Source organism: Rhizobium sp. KNZ2-6A (genome assembly GCF_056755475.1).
On sequence record NZ_JBNDIC010000003.1, the window covers coordinates 1 to 15,286 of the forward strand.

Annotated in this window: 13 protein-coding genes and 2 pseudogenes; 6 read left to right on the forward strand and 9 right to left on the reverse strand. The window is 61.3% G+C overall.

Annotation, left to right across the window (positions count from 1 at the left end; genetic code table 11):
* From ACPYOP_RS02760 to ACPYOP_RS02785, 6 genes and pseudogenes are all read right to left on the reverse strand, one after another.
* Positions 1 to 104: pseudogene (locus ACPYOP_RS02760) on the reverse strand (2-hydroxychromene-2-carboxylate isomerase); the annotation flags it as partial.
* A gap of 1 nt (position 105) precedes the next feature.
* Positions 106 to 684, reverse strand: coding sequence for a TetR/AcrR family transcriptional regulator (locus ACPYOP_RS02765; RefSeq protein ID WP_481408864.1), 579 nt, complete (start codon positions 682 to 684; stop codon positions 106 to 108).
* Positions 685 to 831: 147 nt separating this feature from the next.
* Positions 832 to 1,065, reverse strand: a pseudogene (locus ACPYOP_RS02770) (IS6 family transposase); the annotation flags it as partial.
* Between the two features lie 58 nt (positions 1,066 to 1,123).
* The gene (locus ACPYOP_RS02775; protein WP_481408865.1) at positions 1,124 to 2,605 is read right to left on the reverse strand and encodes an FGGY-family carbohydrate kinase; all 1,482 of its coding nucleotides are present in this window, start codon (positions 2,603 to 2,605) and stop codon (positions 1,124 to 1,126) included.
* Between the two features lie 15 nt (positions 2,606 to 2,620).
* Positions 2,621 to 3,421 (reverse strand): BtpA family protein, encoded by an 801-nt coding sequence (locus ACPYOP_RS02780; protein WP_481408866.1) that lies wholly within the window; start codon positions 3,419 to 3,421, stop codon positions 2,621 to 2,623.
* Positions 3,422 to 3,491: 70 nt separating this feature from the next.
* Positions 3,492 to 4,343 carry a DeoR/GlpR family DNA-binding transcription regulator gene (locus ACPYOP_RS02785; protein WP_481409083.1) on the reverse strand — a complete coding sequence of 284 codons (852 nt, stop codon included), beginning with the start codon at positions 4,341 to 4,343 and terminating at the stop codon, positions 3,492 to 3,494.
* Positions 4,344 to 4,505: 162 nt separating this feature from the next.
* Here ACPYOP_RS02785 and ACPYOP_RS02790 point away from each other — a divergent pair, with 162 nt between their 5' ends.
* Positions 4,506 to 5,288 (forward strand): SDR family NAD(P)-dependent oxidoreductase, encoded by a 783-nt coding sequence (locus ACPYOP_RS02790; protein ID WP_481408867.1) that lies wholly within the window; start codon positions 4,506 to 4,508, stop codon positions 5,286 to 5,288.
* Between the two features lie 45 nt (positions 5,289 to 5,333).
* Positions 5,334 to 6,482, forward strand: coding sequence for an ABC transporter ATP-binding protein (locus tag ACPYOP_RS02795; RefSeq protein WP_481408868.1), 1,149 nt, complete (start codon positions 5,334 to 5,336; stop codon positions 6,480 to 6,482).
* Between the two features lie 177 nt (positions 6,483 to 6,659).
* On the opposite strand, the gene ACPYOP_RS02800 is transcribed toward ACPYOP_RS02795, so the two are convergent.
* The 3 genes from ACPYOP_RS02800 to ACPYOP_RS02810 form a co-directional block, all read right to left on the reverse strand.
* A complete protein-coding gene (locus ACPYOP_RS02800; protein WP_481408869.1) occupies positions 6,660 to 7,478 on the reverse strand; it encodes a carbohydrate ABC transporter permease in 819 nt (272 codons plus the stop codon).
* Positions 7,475 to 8,416, reverse strand: a complete 942-nt coding sequence (locus ACPYOP_RS02805; protein ID WP_481408870.1) for a carbohydrate ABC transporter permease — start codon at positions 8,414 to 8,416, stop codon at positions 7,475 to 7,477. The genes ACPYOP_RS02800 and ACPYOP_RS02805 overlap by 4 nt, the downstream gene beginning before the upstream one ends.
* A 269-nt stretch (positions 8,417 to 8,685) precedes the next feature.
* On the reverse strand, positions 8,686 to 9,972 hold the full coding sequence (locus ACPYOP_RS02810; RefSeq protein ID WP_481408871.1) for an ABC transporter substrate-binding protein: 1,287 nt from the start codon (positions 9,970 to 9,972) through the stop codon (positions 8,686 to 8,688).
* A gap of 220 nt (positions 9,973 to 10,192) precedes the next feature.
* Between ACPYOP_RS02810 and ACPYOP_RS02815 the strand changes: the two genes are divergently transcribed.
* The 4 genes from ACPYOP_RS02815 to ACPYOP_RS02830 are packed head-to-tail and all read left to right on the forward strand — an operon-like array spanning position 10,193 to position 15,281.
* Positions 10,193 to 11,644: an NAD(P)-binding domain-containing protein gene (locus ACPYOP_RS02815; protein WP_481408872.1), complete on the forward strand. Its 1,452-nt coding sequence runs from the start codon at positions 10,193 to 10,195 to the stop codon at positions 11,642 to 11,644.
* The gene (locus ACPYOP_RS02820) at positions 11,641 to 12,678 is read left to right on the forward strand and encodes a questin oxidase family protein (protein WP_481408873.1); all 1,038 of its coding nucleotides are present in this window, start codon (positions 11,641 to 11,643) and stop codon (positions 12,676 to 12,678) included. Before ACPYOP_RS02815 ends, ACPYOP_RS02820 begins: the two co-directional genes overlap by 4 nt.
* Before the next feature lie 18 nt (positions 12,679 to 12,696).
* Positions 12,697 to 13,893: an amidohydrolase gene (locus tag ACPYOP_RS02825; RefSeq protein ID WP_481408874.1), complete on the forward strand. Its 1,197-nt coding sequence runs from the start codon at positions 12,697 to 12,699 to the stop codon at positions 13,891 to 13,893.
* Positions 13,894 to 13,931: 38 nt separating this feature from the next.
* The gene (locus ACPYOP_RS02830; RefSeq protein ID WP_481408875.1) at positions 13,932 to 15,281 is read left to right on the forward strand and encodes an 8-oxoguanine deaminase; all 1,350 of its coding nucleotides are present in this window, start codon (positions 13,932 to 13,934) and stop codon (positions 15,279 to 15,281) included.
* The last annotated feature ends 5 nt before the right edge of the window (positions 15,282 to 15,286 follow it).

Sequence of the window (15,286 nt, forward strand, 5' to 3'; positions counted from 1 at the left end):
CGGATCGACACCCCGTGTCGTCCCGCAAGTTCCGAAAAGGCATCGAGACCGATGAAGGACCAGGGCGACCCGATACCGAAGAAATAGTCAATTGCTTTTGTCATGCTATGCCTTTTCAGCATTCTTGATCAGGGAAAGTGCGGCGTCGAAGACGAAAAGGGCGCAGTCTCTGGCGGTCAACACAGCCCGTGGGTCGCGGCCGACGGCAACTGTCGCCAGTGCGCCTTCGTAGAGAAGAGAAAGATGACTGGCAGGCTGACCTGTCTCTACGCCCGCTCTTGTCATGAGCGCTGCAAACATCTGGCTCACCGTTGCCTTGTGGGTGCGCGCCACAGCGACGACGCGTTCTGAATCGCCGTGCTCGGCGACTGCAAGAGCGAATGCGCACCCTCGAAATTCGGGGCTATCTGCCTTCTCGTGCAAACGTTCGAAGATCAGGTTGAGCTGATCGCGCGGATCCGGCGCCTCGTCCAGGACGGATTGAAGAGAGCGGATGACCCGCTCATGGCGATCTTGAAGATAGGCCGCGACGAGATGATCCTTGGATGGAAAATGCCGGTAAAGCGTTGCCTTGGCGACTTTGGTTTCGTCGATGATGCGATCGATGCCGACTGCGCGGATACCCTCGCGGTAGAAGAGCGCGCCAGCCGACGCAAGGATATGATCTGAGATGGAAGCTTTCATAACTTTCTGACTTGGTATCGCTCGATTGGGTGCTCGGTCGAGGGCATGGTCGCATCTCTTCTAAACCGCCATTTCGGGCGGAGAAAGACCGGTCGTTCCACTTCTTGGGTCGTCTTGAGGATTTTTTTCCAAGCCGCAGATCGTGTTGTCACCGAGCCTGCCGGCCGATCGCTTGCGGATATCACAGGCGAAATGCCTGCCGAATTTCTCCGCCCACAGCCTCACGGCCTAGTGAGAGACGTTGATGCCACGCGCTGCCAGCAAATCCTCGACTATGCGCAGACTTAACGGGAAACGGAAATACAGCCACGCGGCATGGGCAATCACATCCGCTGGAAATCGGTGACGACGATAAATTGGGGCCGGGGCGAATGAGCTCATGCCGCCAAATCACAAGTCTCGATCGACGTTCGGTTAACTTGACGGTGCCTTCGCTGGTCTATGGCCTGTAAAGCGCACGATAGGTCCGATAACCCCGATCATAAACCGCTGCATTGTCGGGATTGGGGAGGATTCTTTCACCTTGGCCGACAAAGGCCGTCACACCGGACCAATCCTCGGTCAACCCCGCACCGATCGCCGCGGCCCAGGCGACACCGAGGCAGGAGCCGGGATGGCCAGTGAGACCCTGCAGTGGCTGCTGCAGCACGTCGGAAACGATCTGCATCCAGACACGGCTCTTCGATCCTCCATCGGAAACGATGAAACGCGTCGTCGGATGGCCGATGTCGTTCAGCACGTCGATATGATGGCGCAGCGCATAGGCGTAGGCTTCCAGCATCGCCCGCCACAGATGGCCGATATGATGCGACAGCGTCAGCCCGTCGATCAGGCCGCGCGCGGCGGCATCATGGATCGGCGTCTTCTCGCCGAGGAAGTAAGGCAGGATCGTCAGCCCATCCGCACCGGGCGCGCATGCCGCCGCCAGCCGATCGAGATAGTGGTGCACGGATATCCCCTCCGCCTTTGCCGCAATCTCCTCGCGTCCGGCGAAGGTGCTGATGAACCAGTTGAGCCCGGAGCCGCCGGTCGACATGCAGCCGTTCGGCATATAGAGCCCCGGCACCAGGTGGTAGTCGAGGAACATGCGAGGGTCGGGCTGCACGACATCCGTCGCCGTCAGAATATCGACGGCACCCCCGAATTTCAGCAGCACGTCGCCGGCCTTGTTGATCCCCGCGCCGAAAGCCGACGCGATCATGTCGGCTGCCCCGCCGACGACAGGCGTTCCAACTGCAAGCCCCGTCGCCTTGGCCGCCTCATCGGTCACATGGCCAAGCACCTCATGCGAAGCGGCCTTCCTAGGAATAGCGTCCCGCCGCACCCTCGCAAGCTCGATCAGTTCGTCATCGAGCCTGTCGGTATTGATATCGACGAAGCCAGCTTCCAGCGCCCAGTTCTGCTCGATGGCCTTTTCGCCGGTCAGCTTCCAGTTGATGAAATCATAGGACCCCATGACCGTGGCAATGCGCTCGAAAACAGTAGGCTCATGCCGGGCGATCCAGCGCAGCTTCGCCGTCACCAACTGCTGGTTGATGCCGTTTCCTGCCTTGGCGAGAAAATCCGCTTCATTCCATTCGGCCCTAAGTTCCTCGACCTCCTTGCCGCAGCGCCCGTCGCTCTGCTGGATGCTGGGCCTCAGCACGTAGCCGGCGTCATCAAGCAGGACGACGGCCGGCAGCATGCCGGTCACGCCCACAGCCGAAATTTCCCCGGCCTCGATCCCGCTCGTTGCAATCAGTTCCTTGATGATCTCGCAGACATTCGACCACCATTCCGCCGGGTCTTCCTCGGCCCAGCCATGCTGCGGCGAATGAAGCGTCGACGGTCGTGAGGCCAGGCCGAGCACGCGGTTCGGAAGTTCGATCAAGATGCCGATGGTGGTGGTGGTGCCGATATCGAGGCCAAGTGTGATGGACATAGCGGCTCTCTTCACCTAGCGCAGACTCTCGACGATCTCCATGAAGCGCTTTACCCGGTCGCCGTCGACTGGATTCCAGGTATTGCCGTCCACCTTGAAATGCGTGCCGATGATGACGCCGCTGGCAACGCTCAATATGTCGCGCACATTGTCCTTGTTGACGCCGGTATTGGCAAAGACGGGGACATCCTTGACCGTTTCGCAAACGCGCCTGAGGTCCGATTGATCTACGGCCTGTCCGGTCAGTGGTCCCGACACCAGGATGGCATCGGCGAGCGACGAGAACACGGCACTCTTCGCCCTGAGTTCAATCGGTCGCTGGTCCAGCGAATGGGCAAATTCCGCGTTGATGTTGAAGAGCATCTTCATGTCGTCGCGGCCGAGGCTATGCCGTAGCCGCGCCGCCTTGGCGCAATCCGGCTGCCAGATGCCCATGTCGGAGGCGAAGACGCCGGTGAATATCTCGCGAACGAAGCTCGCGCCCGTCACTGCGCCGATCGCAACGCTTGCCGAAGGATCCCAGAGATAGTTGACCCCGAACGGCACGGTCAGTTGCGGTTTCACCCGCTCGACGATCGCGGTCATAGCCGCCAGCCCTTCCTGCGGCGCCTGGAAGACGTAGGGCCGGTCATTCTCGTTGCCGAACATGATGGCGTCGACGCCACCCGCCTGCAGCTTCTCGATATCAGAAAGCACGTCTTCGACGAGCTTGTTCACACCGGCGGCGGCGTCATAGGCGGGCGAGCCGGGCAGGGCGCCTATATGCGCCATGGCGATGACCGCCTTCTTCTTGACGCCAAAAAAGTCGAATACCATGCGGCAACTCCCTGAAGCGAAATCGAGTGGAACAGTCATCCGCCGGGAGACGGATTCGGGAAAGGGCAAATCAAAGCAGCGGCTGCTCCTCGGGCGCGATGCGCACATCGACGCCGGCGGCGGCCAGCGCATCGGCAAGATCGACCGGCGGCATGGCATCGGTGATCAGCATGTCGAATTGCTGCAGCGGCGCGATATGCACCAGCGACATACGCTTGAACTTGGTGGAGTCGCAAAGCACCACCTTCTGCGTAGCGCGGCGTAGATAGACCCGCTTCATGTCGGTGTCCTCGAAGGAATAGTCGTAAATTCCCTGCGCCGTAATCCCGGACACGCCAACGAAGGCGATGTCAAACCAGAGTTCCTCGAATTGCGAAACGGCCGATTGGCTGCTGATCGCCATTTCCTCGCCACGCATACGCCCGCCCGGCAGGTAAACCTCGCCAAAGCCGGTGCCGAGCTGCATGGCGTTGCGCACGCTGTTGGTGAAGATCTTCGTATGCGGCTGGTTGAGCAGCAGGCCGGAAAGCAGATAGGTCGTGGTACCGACGTCGAGTGCCAGGGTGCGTGCTCCGGCGGCAACGCCTGCCGCCGCCATCGCGATGGTCCGCTTCGCGGCGGCATTGCGCGTCAGCCGGGATTCGAAAGTCGGCTCCTCGCGGTCGACAGCCTCGTTGGCGATCGGCTCGAAGGCCTTGCCGCTGCGCACCGCGCCGCCATGGGTGCGCACCAGCCTGCCATCCTTTTCGAGTTCGATCAGGTCGCGGCGGACGGTCATTTCGGAAACGGAAAGCTGGGAGGCGACATCGCTGACGGAGACCGCGCCTTTGCGCGCCAGCGTCTCCAGGATGCGCGCATGCCGCACCTGGGCCAGAACCTTCGGTTTTTCCGCTGCGGCGACCATATGCTGTTCCGCGTCCATGATATCGTTCTCTTCCTCCCGCCGTCGCAACTCGTGCTGCGATCGTTTCATTGTTGCTTTCTTTGTATCGAATGATTCGAACAAATTCAAACATAAATTTCTCTTGTCGTGAATGATTTTGTTGATATATGATCGGTGATGTTTCCATTCCATGAGGGCGGCATGCAGTCTCCGAGCTTTCCAGAACTGTCCGGCAAGCGTGCGATCGTAACTGGCGGGGCGACGGGGATAGGGCGCGCGATCGCGACCGCACTCTCCCACCAGTCGATACAGGTGGCGATCTGCGACATCAATCTGACTGCCGCCGAACAGACGGCGGCCGAGATCGGCAACGGCGCCACCGCGCATACGATCGACGTTCGCGAGCGCGCCTCGGTTGAGGCGACCTTTTCCGAGGTGGAGAAGACAGGTGGTTACGATATACTCTGCGCCAACGCAGGCGTATCAACCATGCAGCATGCGCTGGAGCTCACCGACGAGGAGTGGGACTATAATTTCGACGTCAACATTCGCGGCATCTTCCTGACCAACCAGATTGCCGCCCGCCGTTTTAAGCGCACCGGCCCGGGCGTAATCGTCAATACGGCCTCGCTTGCCGCAAAGATCGGCGCGCCGCTGCTGGCTCATTATTCAGCCAGCAAGTTTGCTGTGCTCGGCTGGACGCAGGCGCTTGCCCGCGAGCTTGCGGCTTCGGGCATCCGCGTCAACGCCGTGTGCCCCGGTTTCGTCAAGACCGGCATGCAGGAACGCGAGATCGCCTGGGAGGCGAGCCTGCGTGGTGTAACGCCCGAACGCGTCGTTGCAGATTATATCGCGCAAACGCCGCTCGGCCGGCTGGAAACGCCTGAAGATGTAGCCGATGTCGTCGTTTTCCTCTGCTCGAATTCGGCCCGCTTCATGACTGGGCAGGGCGTCAACGTCACCGGCGGCGTCTACACGACCTAATCCGTCCAGGATCTGCATCGGGCCTCCATTCAGCAAGGAAAAAGCATGGCTGAAATCGTCTTCGACCAGATCAGCAAGCGTTACGGCGATGGTTATGCGGCGATCCGCAACCTGAACATGACCATCCGCGACGGCGAATTCCTGGTCCTCGTCGGCCCCTCCGGCTGCGGCAAGTCGACGGCGCTGCGCATGATCGGCGGCCTCGAAGAGATCACCGATGGCCGCTTGACGATCAACGGCGCCGTCGTCAACGACCTTGCCCCGCGCGACCGCGATATTGCCATGGTGTTCCAGTCCTATGCGCTCTATCCGCATTTGACTGTGGCCGAGAATATCGGCTTCGGCCTTCGCGTGCGTGGCCTCGCCAAGGCCGAGATCGCCCGCAAGGTGCAGGAGACGGCGAAGCTCCTCGAGCTCGAGGACTATCTCGCCCGCAAGCCCGCCCAGCTCTCCGGCGGCCAGCGTCAGCGCGTCGCCATGGGTAGGGCTCTCGCCCGCAGTCCTCAGGCCTTCCTGATGGATGAGCCGCTTTCCAATCTCGATGCCCGCCTGCGCGGCCAGATGCGGGCCGAAATTGCTCGCATGCAGAAGATGTCGGGCATCACCACCGTTTATGTCACCCACGACCAGGTCGAAGCCATGACCATGGGTGATCGCGTCGCCGTTATGAAGAGCGGCGTTCTGCAGCAGCTCGGCACGCCGCGCAACCTCTATGATCAGCCGGCCAATCTCTTTGTTGCAAGCTTCATGGGCTCGCCGGCAATGAATCTGCTGGCCGTCGACCTCTTCGCGACGGACAACGGCCCCGAAGCCCGCTTCGGCCAGGCCTCCATCCTTTTTTCGGGCGAGGTGCTCGCCGAGCGGCCGCGAATCGCCTCCGCAGCTGGCCGCGCCGTCGTGCTCGGCATCCGTCCGGAGGCCTTCCAGCCGGTCGATACCGGCGGTTTGGCTGGGACTGTCGCTTTCGTCGAGGATCTCGGCGCCAACCTACTTGTCCATGTCGATGTGGAGGCTGCCGACCGGCTGAAATCGCTCTCGGCCGAGGAGGATGACGTGGCGCTGTCTGCGCCGCGCCTGCGCGTCATCATCGACGGCACCAGCCACGTGAAGATCGGCGAGCGCCTGTCGCTTGCCGCCGACCCCGCCCGCATTCACGTGTTCGACGCCGCGACCGAAATGGCGATCCGCGCCTGAGCGCATCGCTTCTTTGGAGCATGATGTCGAAATGTGCGAGCGGCTTTCGGACGGCGTCATGCTCTCATTCGGATCTAGAGCATTTCCGCTTTTCTTCGAATCGCGAAAACGCTCTATCTTCTTGTTTCGCTACGCATTCCGGACGGAAAACCGCTGCGCACTTTTCCTGGAAATGCTCTAATGAATGCCCTTCGTCAGGCCTTGCACGAAATAGCGGTTGAGGAAGAGCACGATCAGCACGATCGGGATCGTCGAAAAATGCGCCAGTGCGCCGAGCGTGCCCCAGGTGATATCCTTCGTTCCATAGGCTGAAAGCAGCGCCACCGAGATCGGCTTAGAATCGAGCCGGGTGAGGAACATCGGGTAGAGGAAGTCGTTCCAGGAAAACATCAGGCAGAAAAGCGTGGAGGCCACGACGCCCGAACGCACCGCCGGCAGCGCCACGCGCCAGAAGGAACCGAACAGCGTGCATCCATCCGTGAGCGCCGCTTCCTCCAGCTCCTTCGGCAGGCTGCGGAAATAAGAAAACATCATCCAGGTGACGAAGGCCGAGTTCAGCATTGCGTTGATGAGGACGACGGCAATCCAGCTGCCGAGCAGCCCGATGTCGCGCATCATCAGATAGAAGGGGATCAGTGCTGCTACCGCCGGCACCATGCGGATCGCCATGAAGAAATAGGCAACGGCAATGGCATAGCGGCTGGTCGAACGCGCCAGCGCATAGCCCGCCGGCACGCCGAGCAGGAGCGACAGGATGACGGAACCGCCGGCGATCAGCAGGCTTGAAGACACGAGGCTCCAGACGTCGAACAGGCGGAAGACCGTCGCGAACTGCTCGAAAGTCGGCACAAAGGTCAATTTCGGCGGGATCGAGAAGATATCGCGCGACGGCTTGTAGGCCGTCGATGCCAGCCACAGGAACGGCAACAGGAAAAAGGCGAGCATGACAAGGATGAAGCCGCGCTCGACGATGCGGCTGAGGGTGCGTGTGCTCATCGCCCGTTCGCCTTTCTATCCGCCTTGCGGATCAACAGGATGAAGCCTGCCGCGATCACCGCGATGCAGATCAGCGTCAGGTTTGATATCGCCGAGGCGCGGCCGATATTGAAGAATTCCAGTCCCTGCTTCACGGCATGCAGCATCAGCGTGTTGGTTGCATTGCCCGGCCCGCCGCCCGTCGTGACGTAGACGCTGTCGAAGACGCGGAAAGCATCGATGGTGCGCAGTGTCAGCGCCAGAAGGATCGAAGGCAGCATGAGCGGAATGACGATGATCCTCAGACGCTGCAGCGCCGTTGCCCCATCCACTTCCGATGCCTCGAGAATATCGCCCGGCAGTGCCTTCAGGCCCGCAAGCAGGATCAGCGCCACCAGTGGCGTCCATTCCCAGATATCGACGAAGATAAGGGTCGCCAACGCCGAGCTCGGATTGGCGAAAAGGCCGCGCGGATCGGAAATCCCGAACTGGGCCAGATAATAGCCGATGAGCCCGTAGTCGGCGAGCAGCAGCGCCCGGAAAATCAGCCCGACCACAAGCGGCGTGATCGTCACCGGAATCAGGATCAATGCCAGGCAGATCCGGTTGAAGCGGTCGTCGCGCCAGAGCGCCAGCGCAATGGCAAAGCCGAGCAGCAGTTCGACGGTCACGGCGCCGACGGTGAAGATGACTGTATTGACGAAAGCCCCGCGCGTCACCGTGTCGGAGAGAAGATCGATATAATTGCCGAGCCCGACGAAATGCGTTCGCCCCGGCTTCAACAGATTGTAGTCGTAAAGGCTGAACCAGATGCCCTGCGCCAGCGGCCAGACGCCGATGACGAGCACGTAGATGATGGCCGGCAACGTCATCAGGATGAAGAACAGCCGCCTGCGCTCGAGATAGGAAACGCTCAAGGCCGGAGAGTGCTTCAGTGCGGAGGTGAGGGATAGGGTCACGTCATGTCCATCAGGTTCCTGGTTCGACGCGCGCTACCGGGATCGAGCCCGCGACTCATCCAATCATGAAGCTTGAGGCACATCGGATCAATGGTGTGGAAACGGCAGGGCCGCGATCTGAATCCGGACGATTGCAGGCAACATTGGCTTAAAATCTGAATCCGCATCTAAATCGGGGAAGTCGAGCATGATGCCGAAAACCGCTTACATTTTTGGCATCATGCTCCAGGCCGCGGCCCTAGGGAGGAACTGGGTGGCGTCAACCACTGTCAGAAGAGCTTCGCAGCGGCTTCCTGGGCGGAGTCGAGCGCCTTCTTCGGATCGGCATTGCCGACGAGCACATCGTTCACGGCGGTGCCGAGCAGGTCCTGAATCTCCGGATATTGCGGGATGCGCGGACGATATTCGCCGTCGCCATGCTCGAATGTCTCGGCGATGACAGGCAGGAAGGGGAACTTCTTCAGCAGATCGGGATCGGTCATCTCGCTCTTGCGCAGGAAGCTGCCGGCGCCCATCATGTTGAATTCCTTGTGCACCGGCGGACTGACCAGCCACTTGATGAAGGCCCATGCGGCCTCCTTCTGCGTGTCCTTGATGCCGGCGTTGATCGCCATGCCCCAGCCGCCAATTCCGTAGAGCTTCGGCAGGCCGGTGCCGCGCGGCGCCGTTGTGATCGCCACCTTGTCGACGATCTTGGAAATCGCAGGATCATAGTAGCCGGGCGCGCCGACCGACCATGTCTGCATGCTCGCGGCAATGCCCTGGCGGAAGCTTTCCTCGCGTCCACCCCAGTCATAATTAACGGCGCCCGGAGGTGCCGCTTTCATGAACAGATCCTTGTAGACGGTCAGGCTTTTGATATTGGCTTCCGAATTCAGTGCCGGCTTGCCGTCGGAGCCGAGGATCGAACCGCCCATCTCGGTATTGTACTGCATCCAGTCCTGTGCGACCGCCGGGCCTTTCTGGCCGTTGGCGACGAAGCCGTAGATATTCTTACTGGGGTCGGTCAGCTTGTAGGCGGCCTCCACCATTTCCTCCATCGTCGTCGGCGCCTTCAGGCCGGCGGCGTCGAAGAGATCCTTGCGATAGGCGAGCACGTTGGCATAGCCGGCAAAGGGAAAGGCGACCTGCTTGTCGCCCCAATGGCCAAGCGCGTTGAGAAGCGTCGGATAGATGTCGTCGAGCTTCAGTTCGGCGGCGTCGCGTTTCATCCAGTTGGTGAGGTTGACGGTGTATTTGTTTTCGGCATATTGGCCCGCCCAGACGATATCCATCGTCACGAGATCGTAGCCGCCGGTGCCGCCGACGAAATCCGTCGTAGTCTTGGTCAGCAACGAGCCGTAGTCGAGAATATCGACCTTGACGGTGGCGCCTGTCTCCTCGGTGAATTTGGGGGCGATGGCAGCCAGAACCGCGGCGAACTGGTCGTTCTGGGAGGCAAGCGTGAGCGTGATGCCTTCGTATTTCTTGTCAGCACCGATGGCGGAGCCCACAAATGCGACCGAGACGAGGCCCGCGATCGCCAATTTTCGTGTGAGACTGCTGAGCGATTTCATGTTTGCTCCCCTTTTTTGATTGGCTTCGGGGCACTATACATCAAACAAAATCGCACTCAAGCGCACTTGACAAAAAATCGTAAACATTAAAAATGACAAATTAGAACATATTCGCGCATAAGTGTCCATATTTTGTGCGCGTTGCTTAAAAAATGGCGGGGAGCTGATCAATCCCTGCGCGTCTATACTGTCCTGTCCAACGCGCGCGAGCTGCATATTCATGAAGACAACGCCGGACGAGCGCCTGAAAGAGCTGGAACGTCGCGCCCATGATGAGATGGCGCGCACAGAAGCGCTCTGCGCCGACTGGCCGAAGCTGGACGATGAAGACCGCGACGGCTTCCATTCCATTGTTATCTGCGGCGCCGGTCTCTCCGGTCTCTCGATCGCCTTTGCCCTGAAGCGGCGCGGCATCAGGTCCGTTCATGTGATCGATCAGAGCGAGGAAGGCCGCGAAGGTCCCTGGATCACCTGCGCCCGCATGCAGACCCTGCGTTCACCGAAATATCTCTCAGGTCCGGACCTCGGCATCCCGAGCCTGACGCTGCGCTCCTGGTACGAAGCGTTGAATGGCGTCGACGCCTGGGAGGCGCTGGACAAGATCAGCCGCCAGGATTGGATGGCCTATCTTGTCTGGTTTCGAAAGACGGTCGGCATCGACGTCGAAAACAGCACGAGGCTTTCCTCCATAAGTCCGGCAGAGGGCGGCCTTGCGCTCACGCTGACAAAGCGTGACGGCACCAGGCGTACGATCGCCTGCCGCCAGCTGGTGATGGCGACCGGCATCGACGGCTGTGGCGGTCCACGCATACCCGCAATGGTCAAGGCGCTTCCGAAATCCGCCTGGACGCATAGCAATGAGCCGATCCCGATCGATTTTCTCAAGGGCAGGGATGTCGCGATCCTTGGCGGCGGCACGTCGAGCTTCGACTGGGCGGTGGCCGCCCTGGAGACCGGAGCCCGAAAGGTGACCATGTTTGCGCGGAGCGTCGATTTACCGCGTACGGAGGTTCTCGCCTGGACCAATTTTTCCGGCTTCCTCGGCCATCTCGCCGATTTGCCGGATCTGGAACGCTGGCGCTTCGCCAATCTCTACTTCAATTTCAAGGTGCCGCCGACGCAGGAGCAATATGACCGGGCCCGCAGCCACCCTGGTTTCACCATGCAACTCGGCTGCAGCGTCCGCGAACTCTCGATGGACGGGGACAAGATCAGCCTGCTGACCGCAAAGGGCCCCTATCATGCCGATCACCTTCTGCTCGGCACCGGCTACGAGATTAATTTCGCGCTCAGGCCCGAGCTTGTCGGCCTAGCCGGGGCCGCAGCGCTTTGGAAGGACCGTTTCCAGCCGCCGCAGGGAGAAGAGAATGCTATGCTTGCCGGCCATCCCTATCTCGGCCCTGGTTTCGAACTCACGCCTAGATATGCCGAAGCCCGCTGGGTCTCGCGCATCCATATGTTCAATGCCGGCGCGCTGGCGAGCCTCGGCCCGATCAGCAATGGTGTCACCGGCCTGAAATATGGCGTGCCGCGCATCGTCGGCGCCCTGGTGAAAGCGCTGTTCATCGAGGATTCCAACCGGTATCTTGAAGCATTGGCCGCCTATGACGAACCGCATTTCGATCCCGGCATAGACGAGGACGCCACGACACCAAGGGAGGTTTTGGCATGAGACAGGCTGCCGCTGTTGAACTTTCGGGATTGGAGACGGTCCTTTCGCGGGCACGCGAGGATAGTGTCGAATTTCCCTATCTCCTCGCCAACCACGTTCCGATGGTGCTGATCGCGCTCGATCGCCTCGGCGCCTCCGCGGAACGCTTGGAACAATGGTACGAATTTTATCGCGAGAGTCACGCGCTTGCGCCCGTACCGCCGCCGGTCGCCCCAATTACCCGGGCAGCTTGGGCCGAGGCGCTCGGCGATCGCACGCGCGAGGCGGATTACCGTGCCTTCTTGATCGGCGAAACCCGCCGGCTCGGTATCGACGCCGTTATCCGCACCTATCTGCCCGCCATGGTGAACGGCCTTGCCGGCAGCGCCATGCATCCGTTGATGCGCCTTGCTTATGGTGTCCTCAAGAAGGACGACCGGGAGGTCGGCACCGCGCTCGGCTATTGGGCGGCCTGTTACCTGCCGCTCCCACCCGCGACTGGCGCCGCTCCCGATACGGACGATCCGGGAAGGGTGCTTGCCGATGTTGGCAGTATCGAAGGCATCCGCGATTATGAGCCGGAAACCGATCTCCTCTGGCATAATATCCGCGCCGTCGCAGCCCTTCCGGGCTTCCGTCCTGTCATCGACCGCCTGGCTTTCAGCGCCGATACGCCGCGTCGCATGGCCGCGACCTCGCTTGCCCTCTTCGCCGGAACCATGGATTTCTCCGCACTTCATTCCGTCACCGGCATGCATTGGCTGCGCCTCGTTTCTCCGCACCTGAAAAATGCCGAGCCCTTTTATCGCGCCTTCTGGCAGGTGATTGCCTCGCTGGTGCCAAAGATCGGTTTTCCAGCACTCCCGACCGCCGAGGCGCTTGAAGAAATGCGCAGATCACAAGCGCCCGCCTGGGCGGAGATCAAACGCGCGGCGATCGCTTCGGACGACGAACACGATGTCAGCCTGGTCTTTTCCGCCCTGCAGGAGGAAGAGGTGTGGGGGGATCCACTCTATCGCGTCGTCGCGGCGCGCAGGGTCGGGCTGATTGCATAGCGGATGTTGGAAGAACTAATGACGCCGAGCCTCGTAATTGAAAACGCCAGGACCGAAGCCGGCGAGATCGTCTCGCTTATTCTCGCCAATGACCGGATCGCTGCGATCGGCCCGAATGCGGCGGCCGGCATCGGCCTTGCAGTGCCGCGTTTCGATGCTGCCGGCGGCCTGCTCAGCCTTCCCTTCGTTGACGGTCATATTCATCTCGACAAGACGCTGATCGGTTTGCCTTTCATCCCGCATATCCCGGGCGATACGGTCGCCAAGCGCATCGAGGCGGAGAAATCCCTGCGGCGCACGGTGGCTCTGCCGATCGAAGCCCGCGGTAGTGCCCTTTTGGAAAGGCTCGCCGCCTACGGCACGCTCTCCGTGCGCAGCCATGTCGACATCGATACCGAAGTTGGCCTGAAAGGGCTCGAGGCGGTGCTTTCATTGAAGCAGAGCCATGGTCATCTCGTCGATATCCAGACCGTTGCCTTCCCGCAATCCGGCGTGTTGCGCGATCCCGGCACTGCGGAGCTGCTCGATGCGGCGATTGCCGCCGGTGCCGATCTCGTCGGTGGCCTCGATCCCGCCGGCATCGATAACGACGTGACCGGCCATCTTGATGCGATCTTCGCCGTCGCCGGCAAATACGGCGTTGGGCTCGATATTCATCTGCATGACGGCGGCGCACTCGGCGCCTTCGAGCTTCGCCAGATCGCCGACCGCACGGTCGCACTCGGGCTCGAAGGCAAGGTAGTCGTCAGCCACGCCTTCTGCCTCGGCGAGTTGGAAGATGCCGATTTCGGCAGCACTGCCTCAGCACTCGCCAGGTCGGGCGTGGCGATCATGACCAGTGCCCCGGGTCCGGTGCCCATGCCGCCGGTCAAGCGGCTCGCTGCTGCCGGCGTCCGGCTCTTCTGCGCCAACGACAATATCCGCGACGCATGGTCGCCTTTCGGCAATGGCGACATGCTTGAGCGCGTCGGCATTCTCTGCGATCGCCAGGATTTCCGTTCGGATGAGGATCTGGCAGCGGCCTTCCGCCTGGCGACGCAGGCGCCGGCCGAAATCCTCGGCCGCTCCGTTGGGCCGCTACAAGCTGGCTCGTCTGCTGATTTTATCATCCTGCCTGCTGCGTCGCAGGCAGAAGCCGTCGCTGCCCGTCCTCTCGATCGCACCGTCTTCCGCCGCGGCGCCATCATCGCCCGCGGTGGCCGGCTCGTCGTCTGATTTTTCCGTTACTGCATGGCGCATGGGAGCATCGCTGAATGAAGGGCCGTCTCTGGATTCAATCGCCGCTCGCCATCATGGCTGAGGGTGCTGAGGGCGGCGTCGTCATCGAGAATGGCCGCATCGTCGAGTTGGTCTCGGCCGGAAGGAAACCGACGGCTCCCGTCGATGCGTGCTTCGATGCCAGCCGGCACGTCGTCATTCCCGGTCTTGTCAACACCCATCACCATATGTTCCAGACGCTGACGCGCGCCCATCCGGCCGCGATCAACAAGTCGCTCTGGCCATGGATTCGCGCACTCTACCCCATCTGGGCGAAGCACATGACCCCCGAAGCCTTTCGCCTTGCTGTCCGTCTCGCGTTGACGGAACTCCTCCTCTCCGGCTGTACAACGACCTCCGACCACCACTATCTCTATGCCGCGGGTCTCGAAGACGCGATGGATGTCGAGGCCGAGGAGGCGGCCCGTCTCGGCATGCGCATCACGCTGACGAGAGGCAGTCTCAACATCAGGGACCAGCAAGGCGTCGTTTCGCCCGCCGATGTTGTGCAGGACGACGACGTGATCCTCGCCGACAGCGAACGTGTGCTTCGGCGCTATCACGACCGCTCCGAAGGGGCGATGACGCAGGTAGCGCTCGCGCCTTGTGCGCCATTCGACGTCACGCTGGGGTTGATGCGCCAAACGGCGGCGCTGGCGGAACGCTACGACTGCCGGCTCCACACCCATCTGGTCGAGACCAGGGCGGAAGCCGAATTCTGCCGCAGCAAATTCGCCTGTACCCCGGTGGAATATCTCGACCGCTGCGGCTGGCTGAATTCCCGCACCTGGCTCGCTCACGGCATCCATTTCGACGATGCCGAGATCACCGAGCTCGGCCGGCACGGCGTCGGCATCTGCCACTGCCCGACCTCCAACATGGTGCTTGCATCGGGCATGTGCCGCACCTGCGAGCTGGAAGCCGCCGGCGTGCCGATCGGTCTCGGCGTTGACGGTTCGGCCTCCAACGACAATTCCAACTTGATGGAAAGCATGCGCCATGCGCTGATGCTGAACCGCCTGACCTACGGCGCTGAAGCCGTCACCCATTTCGACGTGCTGCGCTGGGGAACCGCCGGCTCGGCAAAACTCCTCGGCCGCGACGACATCGGCACCATTGCGCCTGGCCGCCAGGCGGACTTGGCCTTCTACAGGCTCGACGAACCGCGTTTCTCCGGCGCTGGCGATCCGCTGGCCGCCTTGGTGCTCTGCGGCGCCACTACGGCCGATCGCGTCATGACCGCAGGCGAATGGCGCGTCACCGACAGCATGCCGGCGGGTGTCGACATCGAGGCGCTGATTGCCGATCACGATCGCGCCGCCCGCAATTTCCTTCTGTCGGTCTGAGCAAA